The organism is Caldicellulosiruptor naganoensis, assembly GCF_026914285.1.
In the GTDB taxonomy this organism is placed as follows: Bacteria; Bacillota; Thermoanaerobacteria; order Caldicellulosiruptorales; family Caldicellulosiruptoraceae; genus Caldicellulosiruptor; species Caldicellulosiruptor naganoensis.
The window spans coordinates 491,870-509,987 of sequence record NZ_CP113864.1 but is presented as its reverse complement, the minus strand read 5'-3'; the positions used below and the strand labels follow the sequence as shown (position 1 = coordinate 509,987).

Annotated in this window: 16 protein-coding genes and 1 riboswitch; of the genes, 2 read left to right on the top strand and 14 right to left on the bottom strand. The window is 33.9% G+C overall.

Annotated elements, in window-relative coordinates; translation table 11 throughout:
- Positions 1 to 22: 22 nt before the first annotated feature.
- The 7 genes from gltX to OTJ99_RS02305 form a co-directional block, all read right to left on the bottom strand.
- Entirely contained in the window at positions 23 to 1,480 is a 1,458-nt protein-coding gene (gene gltX, locus OTJ99_RS02335) for a glutamate--tRNA ligase (RefSeq protein ID WP_045165395.1), read from the bottom strand.
- A gap of 190 nt (positions 1,481 to 1,670) precedes the next feature.
- Positions 1,671 to 2,291 carry a DUF6062 family protein gene (locus OTJ99_RS02330; protein WP_235374728.1) on the bottom strand — a complete coding sequence of 207 codons (621 nt, stop codon included), beginning with the start codon at positions 2,289 to 2,291 and terminating at the stop codon, positions 1,671 to 1,673.
- 81 nt (positions 2,292 to 2,372) lie between these two features.
- A riboswitch (Fluoride riboswitch) is annotated at positions 2,373 to 2,452 on the bottom strand.
- A 59-nt stretch (positions 2,453 to 2,511) separates the two neighbouring features.
- Entirely contained in the window at positions 2,512 to 4,572 is a 2,061-nt protein-coding gene (locus tag OTJ99_RS02325; RefSeq protein WP_083943527.1) for an endo-1,4-beta-xylanase, read from the bottom strand.
- 26 nt (positions 4,573 to 4,598) lie between these two features.
- Positions 4,599 to 5,798 carry an ROK family transcriptional regulator gene (locus tag OTJ99_RS02320; protein ID WP_045165397.1) on the bottom strand — a complete coding sequence of 400 codons (1,200 nt, stop codon included), beginning with the start codon at positions 5,796 to 5,798 and terminating at the stop codon, positions 4,599 to 4,601.
- An 85-nt stretch (positions 5,799 to 5,883) separates the two neighbouring features.
- Positions 5,884 to 6,711, bottom strand: coding sequence for a carbohydrate ABC transporter permease (locus OTJ99_RS02315; protein WP_045165398.1), 828 nt, complete (start codon positions 6,709 to 6,711; stop codon positions 5,884 to 5,886).
- Between the two features lie 47 nt (positions 6,712 to 6,758).
- Positions 6,759 to 7,670: a carbohydrate ABC transporter permease gene (locus OTJ99_RS02310; protein WP_108720936.1), complete on the bottom strand. Its 912-nt coding sequence runs from the start codon at positions 7,668 to 7,670 to the stop codon at positions 6,759 to 6,761.
- Positions 7,671 to 7,764: 94 nt separating this feature from the next.
- Positions 7,765 to 9,078 (bottom strand): extracellular solute-binding protein, encoded by a 1,314-nt coding sequence (locus OTJ99_RS02305; RefSeq protein WP_045165399.1) that lies wholly within the window; start codon positions 9,076 to 9,078, stop codon positions 7,765 to 7,767.
- Positions 9,079 to 9,379: 301 nt separating this feature from the next.
- On the opposite strand from OTJ99_RS02305, the gene OTJ99_RS02300 reads away from it, so the two are divergent.
- Positions 9,380 to 10,042, top strand: a complete 663-nt coding sequence (locus OTJ99_RS02300) for a hypothetical protein (protein ID WP_045165400.1) — start codon at positions 9,380 to 9,382, stop codon at positions 10,040 to 10,042.
- 10 nt (positions 10,043 to 10,052) lie between these two features.
- Positions 10,053 to 10,787 (top strand): endonuclease III domain-containing protein, encoded by a 735-nt coding sequence (locus OTJ99_RS02295; protein ID WP_045165401.1) that lies wholly within the window; start codon positions 10,053 to 10,055, stop codon positions 10,785 to 10,787.
- A 38-nt stretch (positions 10,788 to 10,825) separates the two neighbouring features.
- On the opposite strand, the gene OTJ99_RS02290 is transcribed toward OTJ99_RS02295, so the two are convergent.
- The 7 genes from OTJ99_RS02290 to OTJ99_RS02260 form a co-directional block, all read right to left on the bottom strand.
- A complete protein-coding gene (locus tag OTJ99_RS02290) occupies positions 10,826 to 11,101 on the bottom strand; it encodes a hypothetical protein (RefSeq protein WP_045165402.1) in 276 nt (91 codons plus the stop codon).
- A complete protein-coding gene (locus OTJ99_RS02285; RefSeq protein ID WP_157841355.1) occupies positions 11,083 to 11,352 on the bottom strand; it encodes a hypothetical protein in 270 nt (89 codons plus the stop codon). The genes OTJ99_RS02290 and OTJ99_RS02285 overlap by 19 nt, the downstream gene beginning before the upstream one ends.
- A 96-nt stretch (positions 11,353 to 11,448) precedes the next feature.
- Positions 11,449 to 12,726, bottom strand: coding sequence for a methyl-accepting chemotaxis protein (locus OTJ99_RS02280; RefSeq protein WP_162182155.1), 1,278 nt, complete (start codon positions 12,724 to 12,726; stop codon positions 11,449 to 11,451).
- A gap of 1 nt (position 12,727) precedes the next feature.
- A complete protein-coding gene (locus OTJ99_RS02275) occupies positions 12,728 to 14,713 on the bottom strand; it encodes a hypothetical protein (protein ID WP_157841357.1) in 1,986 nt (661 codons plus the stop codon).
- Positions 14,714 to 14,845: 132 nt separating this feature from the next.
- Complete coding sequence (locus OTJ99_RS02270; RefSeq protein ID WP_235374661.1) at positions 14,846 to 15,259, bottom strand: CBM20 domain-containing protein; 414 nt, start codon at positions 15,257 to 15,259, stop codon at positions 14,846 to 14,848.
- A 3-nt stretch (positions 15,260 to 15,262) separates the two neighbouring features.
- Positions 15,263 to 16,249, bottom strand: a complete 987-nt coding sequence (locus OTJ99_RS02265; RefSeq protein ID WP_235374662.1) for an S-layer homology domain-containing protein — start codon at positions 16,247 to 16,249, stop codon at positions 15,263 to 15,265.
- A complete protein-coding gene (locus tag OTJ99_RS02260; RefSeq protein ID WP_235374663.1) occupies positions 16,233 to 17,966 on the bottom strand; it encodes a carbohydrate-binding module family 20 domain-containing protein in 1,734 nt (577 codons plus the stop codon). Before OTJ99_RS02260 ends, OTJ99_RS02265 begins: the two co-directional genes overlap by 17 nt.
- Between the last annotated feature and the right edge of the window lie 152 nt (positions 17,967 to 18,118).

Below are 18,118 nucleotides of genomic sequence, written 5' to 3'. Positions count from 1 at the left end.
AAAGCTCAAAAATAAATCTACTCTAATTATACCACGTTTTGAAGAATTCCAATCGTTTTAGTATGTTTTCTTTACCCACAATCTCTATTATCTCCACCAGCTCAGGGCCATGGGTTTTACCAGTCAAAACAACTCTTATTGGCATAAACAGGTTTTTGCCCTTGTAACCTGTCTCTTTTTGAATTTCTTTGAAAAGTAGCCTAATAGCTTCTGGAGTTAATTCAATCATCTGCTTTATCTTATTTTCAAACACATTAATTAAATCCTTCACATGCTCCCACTTTAAGACCTCTTTTGCCTCATCTTCTTCTATTTTGATTTCATTGTTAAAGAAGATATCAACCTTGTCTTTTATTTGAGATAGATAATCCAGCCCTTCATACACAGATTTTACTATTTTCTTAAGCCATTCAAACTTAGACTTTGCTTCATCTTCTTTGATATATCCTGCTTCGACAAAATATGGTATACACATCTGAGTCAGCTCATCCAATGATTTTAGCTTAATGTGCTGAGAGTTTATATAGTTCAGCTTATCAATGTCAAAGATCGCAGGGTTTTTGGAAACTCTGTCTAATGAGAAATTCTCAATTAGATATTCCATATCAAATATTTCTCTATCTTCTGGTGGTGACCACCCAAGTAAAGCTAAGAAGTTTATGAGTCCCTCTTTCAAATACCCTTGATCTTTATACTGCTCAACCCAAGTAGAGCCGTGGCGCTTTGACATCTTCGTTCTGTCTTTTCCTAAAATCAAAGACACATGGGCAAACTGTGGCAGTTCAAAACCAAGTGCATTGTAAATTAGAATCTGTCGCGGAGTGTTTGAAAGATGTTCTTCACCCCTTATAACATGCGAAATCTTCATTAAGTGGTCATCTATGACAACTGCAAAGTTATATGTTGGAATCCCATCAGACTTGACAATTACAAAATCGCCTATGTCATCTGACATAAACTCAACATCTCCGCGCACAAGGTCATGGACAACTATCTTAACACCCTCTGGTACTTTGAATCTGACGGTTGGTTTTCTCCCCTCCTGCTCAAATCTTCTTTTCTGCTCCTCTGTTAAATTCCTGCACTTACCAAGATATCTTGGCATCTGCCCTTTTGATAAAAGCTCTTGTCTTTGAGCTTCAAGCTCCTCTTCTGTGCAATAACAATAGTATGCGTAGCCTTTTTCGAAAAGAACATCTACATACTTTTTGTAAATATCTACTCTCTCTGTTGAGCGATATGGTCCATAAGGACCTCCTACATCAACTCCTTCGTCCCATTCAATCCCAAGCCATCTTAAGCTTTCGATGATAACCTTTTCAGACTCAATAGACGATCTTTCCAAATCCGTGTCTTCTATCCTTAATATAAACTTTCCACTATATCTTTTGGCAAAAAGATAGTTAAAAAGAGCTGTTCTTGCACCACCGATGTGAAGGTGCCCTGTTGGGCTTGGTGCAAATCTTGTTCTTACTTCCACTGTATACTTCAGTCCTTTCTTCTTGGAATTTAAAGAATTTATCTCTATATTAAAAAAGCTATTGAAAGGTTATTTTACCTTGATTTCATGGTCAAAACATCTCTCTTTTTAAAGTATAAACTTTGAAAAATCTGTAGTCAATCAAAAAATAAAAGAGGTGAATATTCAAGAAAGGATTTGAAAACATCCACTACGTACCTGCCACAAACTCAACAGCCATGTGCCATGCCCTGATTTCATCAGGTGTGTAGTTGATGTGAATGTTCCGATAGTCATTTTTTTCTTTTATCTTTTCAAGATGATGCAAGATTTTGTCTATCTTAGACCCCATAACTAACCAAAGTTCCTTTTGAACAGATATAGAAGTTGTCTTCTCCAAAACTTGATTTAAGTGCCTTTGACATATAAAGCCTCTTTCAGCAAATGCAGACTTAAATTGAGACTGGGCAGCAAAAAAGTAGGAAAACGCTCTTGTGTAGTTATCTTCAAAGCCATTTTCCTTTTCACAAAAGACACACATATTTTGTTCTTTAGCTTTCTTTTTTCGAGGCAATATCTCAATATGGTGGTTGTTTTTAAAATTACTTAGCAAGTCTGAATATATAATGGCATGGGCAAGCACATCACCTAACGACTCTAACTTTCTTGCATGCTCTGGACATATCCCCCCTTTTCTGATTCTGTCGCGCAGACTATAGTCATTTACAGATTCGTACAGAAAATCGTCAAAGAATTTGTTCATTGCCTTGTTTTTTAAATAGCAAATTATACACTTATCTTCTTTGAAGTTTTCTATCATTTCAAAATACACAATATCCAAGATCCATCCCCCCAAAGCCTTTAAAAAGGCTTAAAACTCTTTAAGAAAGCAAAAAACTCCTGCCCGCATCTTATACGGACAGGAGTTATCAGCCACAAGGTATTTGAACTTCTTTATGGCAATTTAAGGCGAACTCCATCGCCTCTATATTCACTTTTTCTCTCAATCTTTATTATATGAAGTTTTGAAATTTTAGTCAATAATTAGCTTTTTACTCTTCTGGCACAACTGAGGGGTCAATCAAGCTCCAGAACGCAAACTTCGGCTGATAGTCTTTGTCAAATAAAAGTGGCAAATCGCCTTTTAGCCATGAATAATCATCTTTTAACCCCCAGAAGGTAACACTTGTAACTACATTTTTGTACTTCTTTAAAACATCAAAAATTGCTTTTAATTTTTTGGCCTGTTCAATTAGAAGGTAACGGGTATATGCATCATCATCTTCTGTCATGTGCTTTGCAATACTTATATCAATTTCTGTAAAATGTATCTCAAGCCCCGGAATCTTGCTAAAAAGCTTTATGGTCTCCTCAATTTCACTTACATCCGGCCAGTCAAGTGAAATATGACACTGAAGCCCTACTCCATGAATTGGTACACCTTTTGCTTTTAGATTTTTAATAAGTTTGTATATAAACTCTCTTTTATATGGATCTTCAGTGCTGTAATCATTGTAGAAAAGTTTTGCATTTGGATCTGCTTCATGTGCCCAGATAAATGCCTTTTCAATGTACTCTGGCCCTAAGATATTGTACCAGTCGCTTCTTCTATATCCATCCGGCTGATTCTCATCAATTGCCTCATTTACAACATCCCATGCATACACCTTTCCTTTATACCTTCCAACAACTGTCTGGATATGCTTTTTTAACCTGTCTAAAAGTATCTTTTTGTCTTTTTCACTATTTGTCAGTTTTTCACCTGTTTCAGGATTTGTAAAAAACCAGCTTGGAGTTTGCTGATGCCAAACAAGAGTGTGCCCCCGTAATGAGATATTATTCTTCTTGCAAAAATCTATATATTCGTCTGCAATGTTGAAATCAAAACCACCTTCATAAGGTTGAAGGCTTTCTGGTTTCATCTCATTTTCTGGTGTTATGCTGTTAAAATGTCTTTTTATCACTTCTACATCAACTGGATTTGTCAAAGCCCTATACGGCACAGCAACTCCAATCTTGAAATAGTTTTTGTACTTTTCACAAAGTGAGGGTAGATTATAATCTGGTATAGGCTGCCCCCAATTTTCATCTGCGATGGAGTAAAGGTCTATATAATAAGGTATCGCAACTGCCGGCTTTACAAAAAAGCTAACATCCTTTGCAGAAAACTTGGTATCAAGATCAAGAGTTGCAACTAGCTCTGTCCACTTTTTAGGTGTGACGTTCTGTTTTGTCAAAACAATCTCTTTTGTCGACTTTCCATCGTTTATTTTTATTCCTGCTAAGAAACTAACAGGTTTTGAACTGTCTTGGTAAACAAGCACTGAAAAATCATATGTTCTACTTTTCTGGAGCAATCCTTTTATTGGAAAGAAAACCTTCCCATTCTTGCTCTTTTGAGATGGCTGAACCTTTAGGCTGTAAGTGCTGCTGTAAGCTTTGTCTTTTGTGAGTGCTATCTTGCAGTTTTTATCTTCGGGCAAAAAGCCGCCAGTATTTTTGTTCTCAAAATTCTCCTGTTTGAGAACATAAGCGTTTTCTAAATCCTTTATTGCAAGCAGGTCAATGTAAAAAGAATCGCTTTTGCTTGTTGGCATATTTACAATCAAATTAATTTTCTTAGCCTTCTTGTAATTATAGGCCTGGATTTTTCCACTTACCCTTGTCCATATGTTTGGCAATAACACCTTTTCAGCAACAATAAGTTGGTTTTTACCACTTGAATCTAAAATCTCTAAGATTGCAGAAATTCTTTGAAGCTTTTTTGTAGCTTGCATTGCATAAAAAGAAATTTCATACTCTCTTGAGAAGTCTAAAAGTTTTGTAATATCAACTACAACTCCATCTCTTACATTTTTTCTCCCTGCTACCAGTACTGAATACAATCCTTCTGCATAAGTAGAATTTGTAACCTTTAAGGTTACATTAGATGGATGTTTCACTAATGGAGAGACACTTTTGTTTTCAAAATTGTATTCAATGTATTTCTTTTTTGAACTTGTCTGTTCTGCAGATGAATAAGCTACAAATTTTAACGACATCATACTGTTTATTAAAAACAATAAAGCAAGAACAAAACCCAACTTCCTGCTTTTTAGCCTTTTCATCATCATATAAACACACCTTCTAAAACTTGCTTTTAAACATAATCAGGAAATGCAAGCATATCAGAAATCACCATTGCAACACAACCTAAAACGCAAGCTCTGTCTTTTAGCCTTGAAACTTCAACCCTCACACGATGGTATTGTGTAATAAATGACCTTTTGAAGACAATTCTCCTCAGTTCTTCTAAAAACAAGTCACCCATAAACGAAGCTTTATTACCTATTATAACTATATCTGGGTTAAATATATTGACCAAATTTGCAATACCTATTCCAAGCTTGTTAGCAATATCTTTTATAGCGTGCAATGCAACCTTGCTTCCCAGTTTTGCAGAATCTATTATGTAACTTGCATCCAATTTATCAACATTCTTTTTGTTTATATACTCATCTTCCCAGCCGCTTTCAACAATTTTTTGAATAAGACTCAAAAGTGCCCTTTCTGAAGCAAAATTCTCTAAGCAGCCCACATTGCCACAACTACATACGTCATCATTAAAATCAATAGTTGTGTGCCCAACCTCTCCTGCAAATCCTTTTGCACCTCTGTAAATCTCATCGCCAATGACAATGCCAGCACCAATTCCTATGCCAACACTCACATATACAAGGTGAGAAACATCGCCCCAGTCGCCAAACCACTTTTCACCCAAAGCACCTGCGTTTGCTTCATTATCAATGTAAACTGGTAGATTAAATTTTTCTTCAACCATTGTTTTCAAAGGCACATCTTTCCAACGGAGATTAGGAGCAATAAGGACTGTGCCTGAGGTTTTTTCAACAATACCCGGGACTCCTATGCCTATTCCCAAAATTCCTTTTTGTGTCTGCGGAGCCACTTTTATGGCGTCGCTAATTAATTCAAAAAGAATTTCTAAGATTCTCTCTTGAGTTTCCCCAAGTCTAATATTTGCGCTCTTTTCCCAAACTATCTCGCCAATAAAGTTTGTTAAAACCAAGTGAATATAGTTTACTCCAAGGTCAATCCCAATTATGAGCCCAACATTTTTATTTACCTCAAGTAAAACTGGCCTTCTTCCACCTTTTGAATGACCATAACCTTTTTCTATAACAAACCCTTCTCTTATAAGTTCGTCTGTCAAATTTGAAACAGTGGCTTTATTTAAATCTACAAGTCTCGAAATCTTTGCTCTTGAGATTGTCTTGTTATCCAGTATAGTTTTTAAAACTAACAGTTTATTAATCTGTTTCAGTAATGTATGATTGCCCATCTCTTCATGTCCTTTTTTAAAATGTGTTTGGAAATTATTATAACTCAAAACTTTTTGTTCATGAAATATTCTTCATTAAAACATTTTAACCTTTTACAGCACCTGCCATCATGCCTTTTATAATCTTGTCTTGGCCTAAGATATAAGCTATTAGCATCGGCAGTAGTGACAAAGTTAAAAACGCCATTATAGCGGGAATGTCTGAACCATATTGACCTTGGAAATCCCAAATCCCCAAAGGTAAAGTTCTCTTTGAAGGACTGCTTGTTAGCACAAGAGCAAATATAAATTCATTCCACAAGTAAGTACCATTGTAGATTGCAACAGTAATGAGTGCAGGCTTTGAAAGTGGAAGGATTATATCAGAGTAAATTCTAAAAAAGCTGCATCCATCAATTTTAGCTGCTTTTTCAAGCTCAACAGGAATCTCTCTCATAAACTCTGTTAAGATAAACACTGACATAGGAAGACTTAAAGCTACATACGGCCCAATCAAACCGAATATGTTATCATAAACTCCTATTCTCTTTGTCAAAAGATAAATAGGAATCAAAGTTACATGGATAGGAATTGCCATTCCTGCTATAATAAGAGAATACAATGCACTGTTTAGCTTAAATTTAGCCCTTGCAAACACGTATGCAGACATTGATGAAATGAGCAAAATAAGAACCACAGATAGCGAAACAGCGATGATACTATTTTTGAAATATGAAATAAAGTTGCCTTTGAAGACTGTCAAGTAGTTACTAAACGTTGGTTGCTTAGGTAATTCCCAAACCGCTCCTGTTAGCAAATCCATTTGAGTTTTGAAAGATGTAAAAGCCATAAATAAAAATGGCAAGTCAGCAATCAGAACCCATACAATTAAGAAAGCTATAAACCACTTTTTAACTTCCTTTCTCATTCCCATTTCTCTTTTCACCTCAACTTTTTTGAGCAGTTAAGGGTCTTTTATAGTCAAGCTTCTTTTTGTCTTGTTGCAAAGTATGCAATAATTCCTGCAGTCGTTATAATGATGAACATTGCCGAAGCTATTGTACTGCCATAGCCCATTTTAAATGAGGCAAAGGCGCTTTTGTACATGTATGTTGCCATAAGCTCAGTTGCTCCAGCTGGTCCACCTTCTGTCATAACGTATATCAAATCAAAATACTTCAAAGACCCAATTAATGAGAGTATACATGCTGTTTTTATAGAGGGCAGCAGGAGAGGTATTTCAATTTTCCAAAAATATTGAGTTTGCGTTGCACCATCTATTTTAGCTGCTTCATAAAGCTCTTGAGGAATATTTGATATAGCAGCTATAAAGAATATCATGTAAAATGGAATGTACTGCCAGCATATAACAGCAATTACAGAGTATAGCGCTATTGAAGGGTCTCCAAGCCAATCTTTGGCTAAATTCTCTAAGTGAAGTAAATTTAAAATTGCAGAAATTAAACCAAATTGAGGGTCATAAACATATTTAAAAAGGACACCTATTGCGACTGAGGACATCAGCATAGGTAAGTAAAAGAGAGATTTGAAGATATCAAATCTTTTGCCCCCTCTGTCTATTATAACCGCGATTAAAATAGCAAGTGGAATCTGAATCAAAAGTGAAAGTATTATTATTTTTATATTGTTAGTCAATGAATGCCAAAAGACACTGTCATTAAGCAGATCCACCCAGTTTTTAAACTTTACAAACTGCTTGGTTGGTGAAATTCCATCCCATTCATATAAACTTAGCCAAAAAGACATTATAATAGGGTAGATTATATACACGCCAATGAGAATTATTGTGGGAAGCAAAAATAGAACAATGCCAAACCTTTCTGAAACACCGGAGTCTTTTGTTTTGTTTATCCGCAGAAACCTCCTCAACATTTCTGCCCTTTACTTTCTGAACAAGAGTTTTTATTAAACAACATTGGTTCCCTGCCCACCACAGGGAACCAATGTTACACACTCTATTTATTTCTTATTTTCCAAATACTGCTTTTGCTGTTTTTTCCATTTTTTGAACTGCAGCCTTCGGTGTCATTGTAAGTCCAAAGAGTGCCTGACATGTATCCTTATGGACTTCTGCTAATTGTGGTGGCAGATATTGGTCATACCATAGTTGTACGTGTTTTGCCTTGCTTATTATGCTGCTTAATTTTTGAAGTTTCGAATCATTTAACTTAACACCTTTTACAGGAGGAATTCTTCCAAGTTGAATTCTTTCCTTTACAGCTTGGTCATCAATCAAGTATTGAATCATCTTGAATGCTTCTTTTGGATATTTACACCTACTTGAAATAGCATAGAAGTTATCACCCAATGTACCAACAACATTGTTTGGATCACCTTTACCACCTTTTATTGCCGGGAATGGGAAGAAATCTAAATTGTTATCATAAAACTTCTTATTTTCACTCTTTATAACAGAAATCTCCCATGAGCCCATGAGTTCCATAGCAGCCTTGCCTGCATATAAAAGCATTCTTGATTGTCCTGTGTCGTAGTCAAGTCCGTTATATCCCTTTGCAAATGCTCCCAACCTCACAAGCTCTTGTAACATTTCTCCTGCTTTAATAAATACAGGATCTTCAAAGCTTCCACCTTTTCTGTTAGCTGCTCTTTCAAAAACTGAAGGACCACCTAACCTGTCGACAAGATACATGTAAAACATCGAACCTGGCCATTTTGTCTTATTTGCTAATGCAAACGGTGCTATTCCTTTTGCTTTCAATGTCTTAACAATGTTTAAGAGTTCATCATAAGTGGAAGGAACTTTGAGATTATACTTTTTGAATATCTCTTTGTTGTAAAGAATTATAGCTATCGCTACATTCTCAACTGGAACAGCCCAAATCTTATTATCAAATGTTACCATACTAATAGCACCATCTAAGAACCTGTTTTTGTAGTTCTTCTCATTCATGTAAGCAGTTATATCTTTTACTTTTCCACTTTTGATATATTCATAGAACTGTCCACCGCCCCATGTTGGGAAAACATCCGGAGCTTGGTTTGCACCCATCGCAATTTTGAGTTTTGTTTTGAAAGCATCATTTTGGAGTGGAACAACTTCTACTTTTACTCCACGATTTGCTGCCATAAATCGGTCAACCGACCTTTGAATAACCTTCTTTGCATCTTCATTTGTCTGGATGTGCCAGAACACAATCTTCTTTGTACCACTTGATGTAGCACTACTATATGCCTTTTGCGCGTTAAGCGATGCAAGACAAACACTCAAAGCAAAAGCAAATACTAAAAACAAAGCAACCCACTTTTTAAAACTCTTCACACCAATCACTTCTTTTTAGTTTGTTTATTAAATAAACTAATTATAATATTTCGCCAAAATTTTTTATTTTCCTTCTTGACTTTTTATTGAATTGTCACATTTTTAACATAAAATCATAAAATTCAGCAACTGTATTTGTAAAAATATTGTTGTGTACATTGCTGATTTTAAAACAGGATATTTGTAAATTTCGTAGAATAGACCTTTGAAAACAGTTATTCTTTATTTTTAGCTGCTGATTTTTTAGAAAAAATACTCTATAATTTAATTACACAAAAAATGATTTGAGGTCTGAGATAGAATGAATAAAACAATAGTCAAACTCTTTACAATACTGGCCTTTTTACTTGTTCCCATGTATATCATTTGGGCTATTGTTGACAATACTCAGCAATCAAAAAAAACAAATTCTTTTAATAATCAAAGGCAGTACTATATCACATCAGCAGGCAAAGAAAATACAAAAAAGGGCAACCAAGTTAATAGTGTATACTCATCCGTATACTCTACTACTTACTTAGAAAAGGTTTCAGATGCTATTTATATTGTAAGCAGTAAAAACTCGGATGTGCTCTCATCGCAGAAAGTCTATTACAAAAATAAGGTCTTACCGTCAGAGATGAAGTACTATAATCCAGTGATAAAATTTATAAAGCAACAGATTTTGGAATCAAATTTATTTGAAGCAGGAGTTTATAATATCTACATTGAGAAGATTGACCTTTCGTCAAAATACATAAATGCTGCGGTTATGTTCTACCCGCTTAGAGAAATTGCAAAAGCTAAAAATTCTTCTATGATTGAAGGAGAAATGATTGTTCTAACGCTCTATGTCGACAGAAGCAAAAGTCCAGAGGACTATTCTTTGCTTTCTATTATAAAAGGTGACCACTCAAATGATTTTTTCAATGTCTTTTTAAAATCTGTGTACAAATTTACTGTCATAAAGAAAGGAGAAGTGTAAAGACAGACGCATGAACACCAACAGCAGTTCTTTTCAACCGAAAGATGTAGATCTTTCTCGGAAGTTATGTGAAATATTTCAAAAATTGCACGAATTTTGGGGTCCTCAAAACTGGTGGCCAGCTGAAACAAAGTTTGAGATGGTTGTTGGTGCAATCTTGACTCAAAATACATCGTGGAGTTCAGTTGAAAAAGCCATTTCAAATCTCAAAAAAGCGAATATTCTGTCAATTGAAGGAATTCTGCAAACTCCTGACCAAATCTTAGCTCAGCTAATTCGTCCAACAGGCTATTACAATCAAAAGGCTAAAAGATTAAAAGATTTTTGTAGTTTTTTGAAAAACGAATTTAATTCTGACTTGCAAAAGCTTTTTAGCCTTGAAATTCCAGAACTGAGAGAGAAATTGCTCTCACAAAAAGGTATAGGATATGAAACTGCTGACAGTATAATACTCTATGGAGCTGAAAAGCCTATTTTTGTTGTTGACGCCTATACAAAAAGACTCTTTTTCAGACTCGGATTAATCCAGAGTGAAACAATTTCATATAATGATTTGCAAATGTTAATTATGACAAATATCAAGCATGATACCTATCTTTTTAATGAATTTCATGCTTTAATTGTTAAACATTGCAAGCAGTTGTGTGTTAAGAAAAACACAAAATGTAATATGTGTTGCTTAAAACACTTATGTGCCTACTATGTACAAAATACTTTCACTGACAACAAAAATGGGACAGAGTAATCATTTTACTCTGCCCCTTTTGCATCTCTTTGATTTTCTTATATTTTATACACTGAAATGTAGGCTTTTGCTTCTTCAATAAGTCTGCTCATTGTATTGGTTTCTTTAATGACAGCTTCTACTTGATATTTTAGATCGAAACATTTATTCAATACATCTTCTACAGTACCAATTGCTTTTGTCAAATCTTTTCTCTTCTCTTCTATCTCTTGTACCAATTTGTCAGTTCTTTGTTTTAAATTTTCGGCTTCCTCAATAACAGTTTGCAGAAGCAAAAATAAATTTTCAATATTTGTCAAATTCTTTCGTTGCATATTGTTTGCATTCTCAATAAATTGTGGATTTTTTCTATTACTTTGCTTATCTTACTAATTTCCTCAATTATTTTCTGGTTCATATTTTCATTCTCAAGAAGGATAGATCTAAAATTGTCAACTAAATTCTGAATACTGACTGTTAAATTTTCAACGTTAGCTATATTATAGTACTGTATATTTCCTTCATTTCTTACTTCAATCTTTGCCGAAAGCTCGACAAGCTTTAACGCCTTTACTCTCGAATCCATATCATTTATCAATTTCTTCAACTCATTAAATGTGGAATTTATTTCAATTATCGTTTCACTAAACAGTTTGGTAATATTTTTTACCTCTGAAATATTTTATTCTGATTTATTGAATTCTAATTTTATTTTGCTGTTAATTTCTTTTAACCTATCCAATTTTAACATTTGCGACCTTATGCTATCCTTAAAATGATCCAGACTTGTGCAATACGTTTTTGCTTCGTCCAAAATTTTATTCAAAAGCTTATCTTGATATTGGAAGTTTTCCACTAACATATTCGAAGTCCTAAAAATGCTGTCGTATACTTCATTACTTTTTGAAGCAATTTTTGTATAATATTCCTTATCAAAGTATCCACTTCCGGTTATATCTTTCAAAATTTTAAGAGACTTTCTTAAAGAATCAACAATCTTTTTAAAACTATCAAAAACGTACTCAATTTCGTCTTTGAAATTTGATTCTAAAATACTAAAAGTAAAATCTTTTTCCCTAACACTTAAAAATAAACCATTTAAATGCGATAACGGATTCATTATAATACGAGCAATAAAAAAGGCTAAGAATACAATTAAAGTTATAGAAACAATTGACACACTAACAAACAGCAGTTGAATAATCTTCAAATCCTTATACATGTTACTTTTACTTATTTGTAAATACAATATAAAATTTCCATCTAAAGTATCAACACTCTTGCTGACGTAAGCAGTATTCTTATTAAATTTACCAACAATCTCTGAATTGTTTGCTAATAATACTACATTGTATTTCTTTTTAAACTGATCTAATTGTTTTTCCAAATTGGATTTTGGAATACAAAGATTTATTTCACCAACTTTTTTGGACGAAAGCAAATTGACTATATTAATCCTAAAATTCAACTTTTCGCTATCAGCATAAATTTCCACTGGGATATCTGATTCAATAACAGCCAATTTTCTAAAATTTGATTCCTCTTTAAGCTTCCTGGTCAAAACCTTCCCTTGTTTATCAACATATAGAGAATAGCCTGACACGGTGATGAGTAAATCTCCCTGCAATCTCTTCGCAGCATCCTTAAGGACTGATAAAACAAGATTATAAGAAGCTACGTTCTCAATCTTATTTCTATCACTCTCAGGCATAGACAAAACATTAGATAAATCTCTATTCAAAGCCAAAAACATCAACATCTCTGTTATATATCCAAAATAATTATCAACAGCTTCAGCAGTTGCTACAGTATCACTTGAAAATCCAGTCTCTATTGATTCTTTTAAACTTTTTTGTGGTATGGTATAGTTCACCAAAACCGAAACAACTAACAAAAGTAAAAACAATGTCAGTAAACTAACCGAAACTCTATTTCGAATCAGTCTGTATGACTTTGTCATTTCAATCACTCCAATATTTTTGAATATTAGCAATCATGTCCTTGATATTTGTAAAGTGGTCTTTTAAGGTTTCTATTAACCCTCTTAATATCTTGATGTGATTGTATACACTGTAAAAATAATCAGAAATTTCGCTAATTTTATCAAATGCAAGATTGTAATTGTTAAATATCCTATCTGTAATGTCTTTTTGGCTATTAATCTTTTCTTGTAACAACCTCATAGATTCCACTATTTCTTGGGCTATGACATCAATTTCATCAAAATACTTCTTGGTGCTTATCTGCATTTCGGTCAAATCCAACTCTCCGTTGCTGCTTGCTTTCGTGTACACTTCTAAGAGAGCTTGGGTTCTTTCATCTATTCTCAATAAATTGTTTTTCAAATGCCGTGTTTGAGATATTAATTGTTGACTTATTGCATTCAAAACTTTATTTGTCTCATCTTTTGCTGTTTTTATCATTACATTGAGCGAAATAATGTCAAGTTCCTCTACGTATTTCAAGCTTTCATCTTTAAATTTAATAAGTTCTTTTAACTTTTCCATTTGTTCTGTTATTCTACTTAGTTTTTCAAACACCATCTTTCTGTTTGTCTCAACATTTTCCATTCCTTTTGAATACAAATCTAAACTCTCTTTTAAAATTTGAATTTCTGTACGGCTTTTGCCTATGCTTTCATTAAATTTGTTCTCAAATTTCTCATTGCTTATCTTCATTTTATTGATGTTTTCAAATATGCTTAAGAACAACTCCTTAAACCTTGACCAAATACCTTCTATTCCTTTTAATTCTGTTTCTATTTCTCGAACTCGGCAAAGCATTGAATCTATATTTTTCAGTGATGTTTCTACAAAACTATTGAATTTTTCAGTAATTTCTCTGTGTTTTCTAATCATCTCTTGCTTTGATGCAATAAGTTCTTGTGCAGACTCAAAAAACTCTTGCAAAATTAACCCTTTGTTGTTTGCTGGCAATTCTTCTTTAACCAAAAAGTCACCTATTAATTTCAGTTCTCTTTTAACATTACTAATCAGTGTTGAAAGAACAAGCCATGAAAGGAATAAAACAGCTATGAGTATCATGAAAGGTATAAATACTTTACTTTTAAAACTTACATCTCTTTCAACAACGATTTCTAAAGGGAGGTAAGAAAATTTCTCTTTATAAAGCAACTTATTACCTACCATTTTATAAATGTTACCACTGATTTTTTCTAAGTCTGCTGGCTTTAATTTTCCGCTTTCATAAATTGAATCACCTTTTGTATTTCTTATTACAAACCTTTCTTTGGAATTTTGATAATGTTCACTCAGTATCTCGCTCAATATCTCATGTGTTACGCCAAATATTATAACACCGCTCTTTTTTCTATTGTCAGTAATAAACTTAGTATACGAAATTGAATCACCCGTATCTTCTTCAGAAGCTCCTAATTTTAATTCAATATCTTTAGGAATATAACCCCATCCCTCTTTTTTAAGCAAGTTAACAACATCCCTTGAAGAAGCCAATCCATTTGTTGTATATGGACTTTGTCCGCGAAGTTGTGGTGTAATATTTGGATTAGTTGGAATACAAACAATAAAAGATATTATTCTGCTTGTATCTGATATTGAATTCAAATACTGCTGAATTGCATTATCAATAGAATACTTTTCGAAATCGTCAAGTAAATTATACTGTGAATACAGTTTTATTATTTGCTTATTATTCGCAAACGAATTAGCTTGTACTTCAACAAGCATAAGTTTATATCTCAAATACTCCTCAATTGACTGCTTTAAATTTTTTGCTGCTTTTACCTCAGCTGAAATTGCTATCTCACGCGCTAATGCATAACTGCCAAATACAATTATCATCCCTATAGTAGCTATTAGAATAAAGCTTATGTACTTAGTAGTATCCAATCTGTCAGCAAATAGTTGTTTCAAAAAAGCTTTTATTTTCTCCATTTTTAAACTTTCTATCGCTCTGTTTTTGCGCATATATCTTACACCCTCGTCTTTAAAGTTTATCAACCCTTTTTTTCTAATAAACAAACAGGATAGGATTGGAGCCACTCACTCCAATCCTATCCTATACTTAAATTCACAGCTTAGCAAAACTTTCTTTTAAAATTATCTATCAGCCCATTTTGCTACCTCATCTTCAACAAGCATTTTGTTATTCGCACCTTTTGTTATTGTTACCCTCCTGTTTGAAAGTTCTTCGCCATTTGGCCCTTTTTCTACTTTACTCCACTCGCCTCTGACATATTTGTATTCAATGGTTGTTCCTTCAGGAATATACATCGTGATTGAATATGTTCCATCTGGATTTTTTGTGAGTTTCAAGTTATTATCCCCTGGATTCCAATCGCTGTAACCAGCTATAGCAAAAGTTCCGGCTATATGAATGTTATCATCAGGTGTATTTTGTGGAACTTTTACTTTAAATGTTACTTCAACGCCAGCTGGTTTTATGTCGCTAACAATGTAGCTGTTAAGATTTCGGTTGATGAAGGAAAGTAAATTATATATTGTCTCAAACACTTCCTATCTTGTTGCAAAGTCTTGTGGCCTGAAAAATTTATCTTCATTAACACTCATCAACCCCGCTGCTACTGCCTTTAGAACAAAGTCCTTTGCCCATCCTGAAACTTTGTTTAAATCAGAAATACTTACATTATCTGTTGTATCTAATTTTGCAAATCTCTGTACAACATTTACAACAATCTTTGCCAATTGTTCACGTGTGACATTGGCAGTCGGATAAAGTTTATTAGAATAACCTTCAATAATTCCCAATTTTCTCAATGCCTCAGCATATCCTGCATACCATGCATTTCGTGGAACATCAACAAATCCACCAACATAAACATGAGGGTCTATATCTAATGCTTTTGCTAAAACACTAAAGGTTTCAGCTCTTGTCACCGGTTTATCTAACTTCAGATTGCCTTCAGAATCGCCTGTCACTATGCCTAAGCTAATAAGCTCAGCTATCTTGGAATTATCTACTTCAGTATCTCCGAATTTCTTATCAATCTTAACAAATGCAATTGTTCCACTTTTGTTTGTTTTTATAATAGCGTAGTCATCTTTTATCACATAGTTTTTTATCGGAATCCATTTGTTATCAACTAATAGATAAGGAACCGTTCCTTCTTCTAACGGACTATCAAGTTTTATTGAGTAATAGTAAGTAACAGAAGTATCAGAATCATTGTTTGCAAGAACCTTAACATTCTGAGCCTTTACAATTTTTAGTATAGTATAGTCATCAATGTTTTTAATAATATTTGATTCAATTACTTTAATGCTCGGCTTTTCGACATCAGCTACAGTAACATTTATGTTATCAATCTTTTGACTGTAGACATCTATATTGATAGAAACATTCGGATATTTAACCCCAATATTCTTTATTCCCTTTCCTTTTAAGTTTGCAAGTGCACTGCTATCTATTTCAACCCTTGGATAAGTACGTGCTCCAGCTTTTACTAAGACAACGTATTTATCACTGCTAATAACCGCATTCAATGCATTTGTTCCAGCTAGTTTTATACTTATTGTCTTTATCCGGTACTGCTTTGATACCACCTTCAGCTTTTATCAATTTACCACTTTCACCTATGTTTACAACAGATGGTGTTGGTGGTATATATATGTCAGGCTGTTTTTGAGCAGTTGGTCCAAGGTCAGCAAATGCTTCAACAGTATCGTTCACTTCCATAGACGGTGCTTTTACAATCAAAATTCTATTTGCTATTTCCTCTCCATATTTATTTTTCTCAACCTTGCTCCAGCTTCCACGTGTGTATTTATATTCAATGGTTGCACCATTTGGTAGATACATGGTAACAGTAAACTTCTTGTCTCCGACCTTTGTAAGTTTTATTCCCGCAGGGTTCCATAAAGGAAGTCTATCTGTTTTAAAATCTCCTGCTATATACAAGCTGTCACTAGCAGGTGTATAATCAGGTACAGTTACGTTAAATGTAACTAGAACACCACCGTCAATTCCCAATAAAAACTTCTTAACTGTCAGCACAAAAGATTTTTCATAATCTGAAGTGACATTTCCAAATTTAGCTTTTGCTTTTAAGGTAACTTGTATATCACCGGCTGACGGTCTATTAACTGTTACATTTGAACCATTTATTATTAGAATATTGGAGTTATCAGTAGACCAATCGATATTGAATGTTAATGGATACTCATTGTTATTATATACTACATTATACACGTATGAGTTTACAACTGAAAAGTTGTTTGTAACACTATCTAAACTATCTCCTTGAGATAATTTTATAAAAGATTGGTTTATAGAATTTTGAGTTATATAATCTACCGCAGACTTTATTACATCTTGAGGTAAATCCACAATATTTATAACAAACTCTACAGCTGGTCCTGTTATCTCTCCTATCTTAGCATTTGCAATAATTTTAACTGTCTTTCCTATCCACTCTCTTGGAATATCTATTCTATTGCTTGTACTGTAATCAGTCATGCTAACCAATTCACTATTACTGTTCACATCAACTATCTTATAGTAAAGCTTAGCTGAAAGTGGATTCGCATTTGGTGTATATGGCGCCCATGCAAGATGAATTGAACTTCCACCAATTACAGACCCGTTATTTGCGAAATCAAGCGGTTGAATATTTGTCAGGTCTTTTTCTGTAAAGAGCCAACCATTTAAGATATCAAGATAAAACTTTGTTTTGAGTAAATTGCCATTTGATTCTTTTAACTGAGCTAAATCAATATTTCCTCCACCCTCTTGAAATTTAACTACTGAGCCATCACTCGCGCCATTCCATGCCCAGGAATTATCCCCAAAACCTCCTACTACAATCTTGAATCCATTATGAGGTAAAGAGTAATCGTTTAAAGTATTGTCATATACATAGCTATAAGTAGCATCTGTAACCTTTGTAAACCATCCAATACTATCATTTGGATCCCATTGACCATTTAAACCTACTAATTTAAATGAATGAGTTCCAATTAAATCTGCTGGCCCATTTGGAAAATGAGTGCTGTCAATAACAAGCTGAGAATTTTTGAAGAACCAAAATTTCACTGTCTGCCCATCAGAAACATTAAGTGGTATGTTTGTATTGTCACCTCCCACTTTTGGTGCGCCCGTACACCATATGTTACCATTTACACGAGCTTTGAATTCATAGGTACCACCAGTTGCGAATGTATACTCACCATAATAAAGCCCCGGAGTTGAAGTCTCACTCAAAACAATTTTGGAGCTGTCAAAACTCCAATTGCCTGCATCCGGCCAGTTACCTACAATTTTGATAGTATCTTGGGCCCTTGCTTGCTGAGGCGAAATGTTTAAAACCAGTGAAAATACTAAAGCAATACTTACCAGAAAAGCAAGAGACTTTT

Excerpts from the sequence above, each read along its gene's own strand:
- OTJ99_RS02325 (WP_083943527.1), bottom strand. The coding sequence starts at position 4,572 with ATGATGATGAAAAGGCTAAAAAGCAGGAAGTTGGGTTTTGTTCTTGCT.
- OTJ99_RS02320 (WP_045165397.1), bottom strand. The coding sequence starts at position 5,798 with ATGGGCAATCATACATTACTGAAACAGATTAATAAACTGTTAGTTTTA.
- OTJ99_RS02315 (WP_045165398.1), bottom strand. The coding sequence starts at position 6,711 with ATGGGAATGAGAAAGGAAGTTAAAAAGTGGTTTATAGCTTTCTTAATT.
- OTJ99_RS02310 (WP_108720936.1), bottom strand. The coding sequence starts at position 7,670 with ATGTTGAGGAGGTTTCTGCGGATAAACAAAACAAAAGACTCCGGTGTT.
- OTJ99_RS02300 (WP_045165400.1), top strand. The coding sequence starts at position 9,380 with ATGAATAAAACAATAGTCAAACTCTTTACAATACTGGCCTTTTTACTT.
- OTJ99_RS02295 (WP_045165401.1), top strand. The coding sequence starts at position 10,053 with ATGAACACCAACAGCAGTTCTTTTCAACCGAAAGATGTAGATCTTTCT.
- OTJ99_RS02290 (WP_045165402.1), bottom strand. The coding sequence starts at position 11,101 with ATGCAACGAAAGAATTTGACAAATATTGAAAATTTATTTTTGCTTCTG.
- OTJ99_RS02285 (WP_157841355.1), bottom strand. The coding sequence starts at position 11,352 with ATGGATTCGAGAGTAAAGGCGTTAAAGCTTGTCGAGCTTTCGGCAAAG.
- OTJ99_RS02280 (WP_162182155.1), bottom strand. The coding sequence starts at position 12,726 with ATGACAAAGTCATACAGACTGATTCGAAATAGAGTTTCGGTTAGTTTA.
- OTJ99_RS02275 (WP_157841357.1), bottom strand. The coding sequence starts at position 14,713 with ATGCGCAAAAACAGAGCGATAGAAAGTTTAAAAATGGAGAAAATAAAA.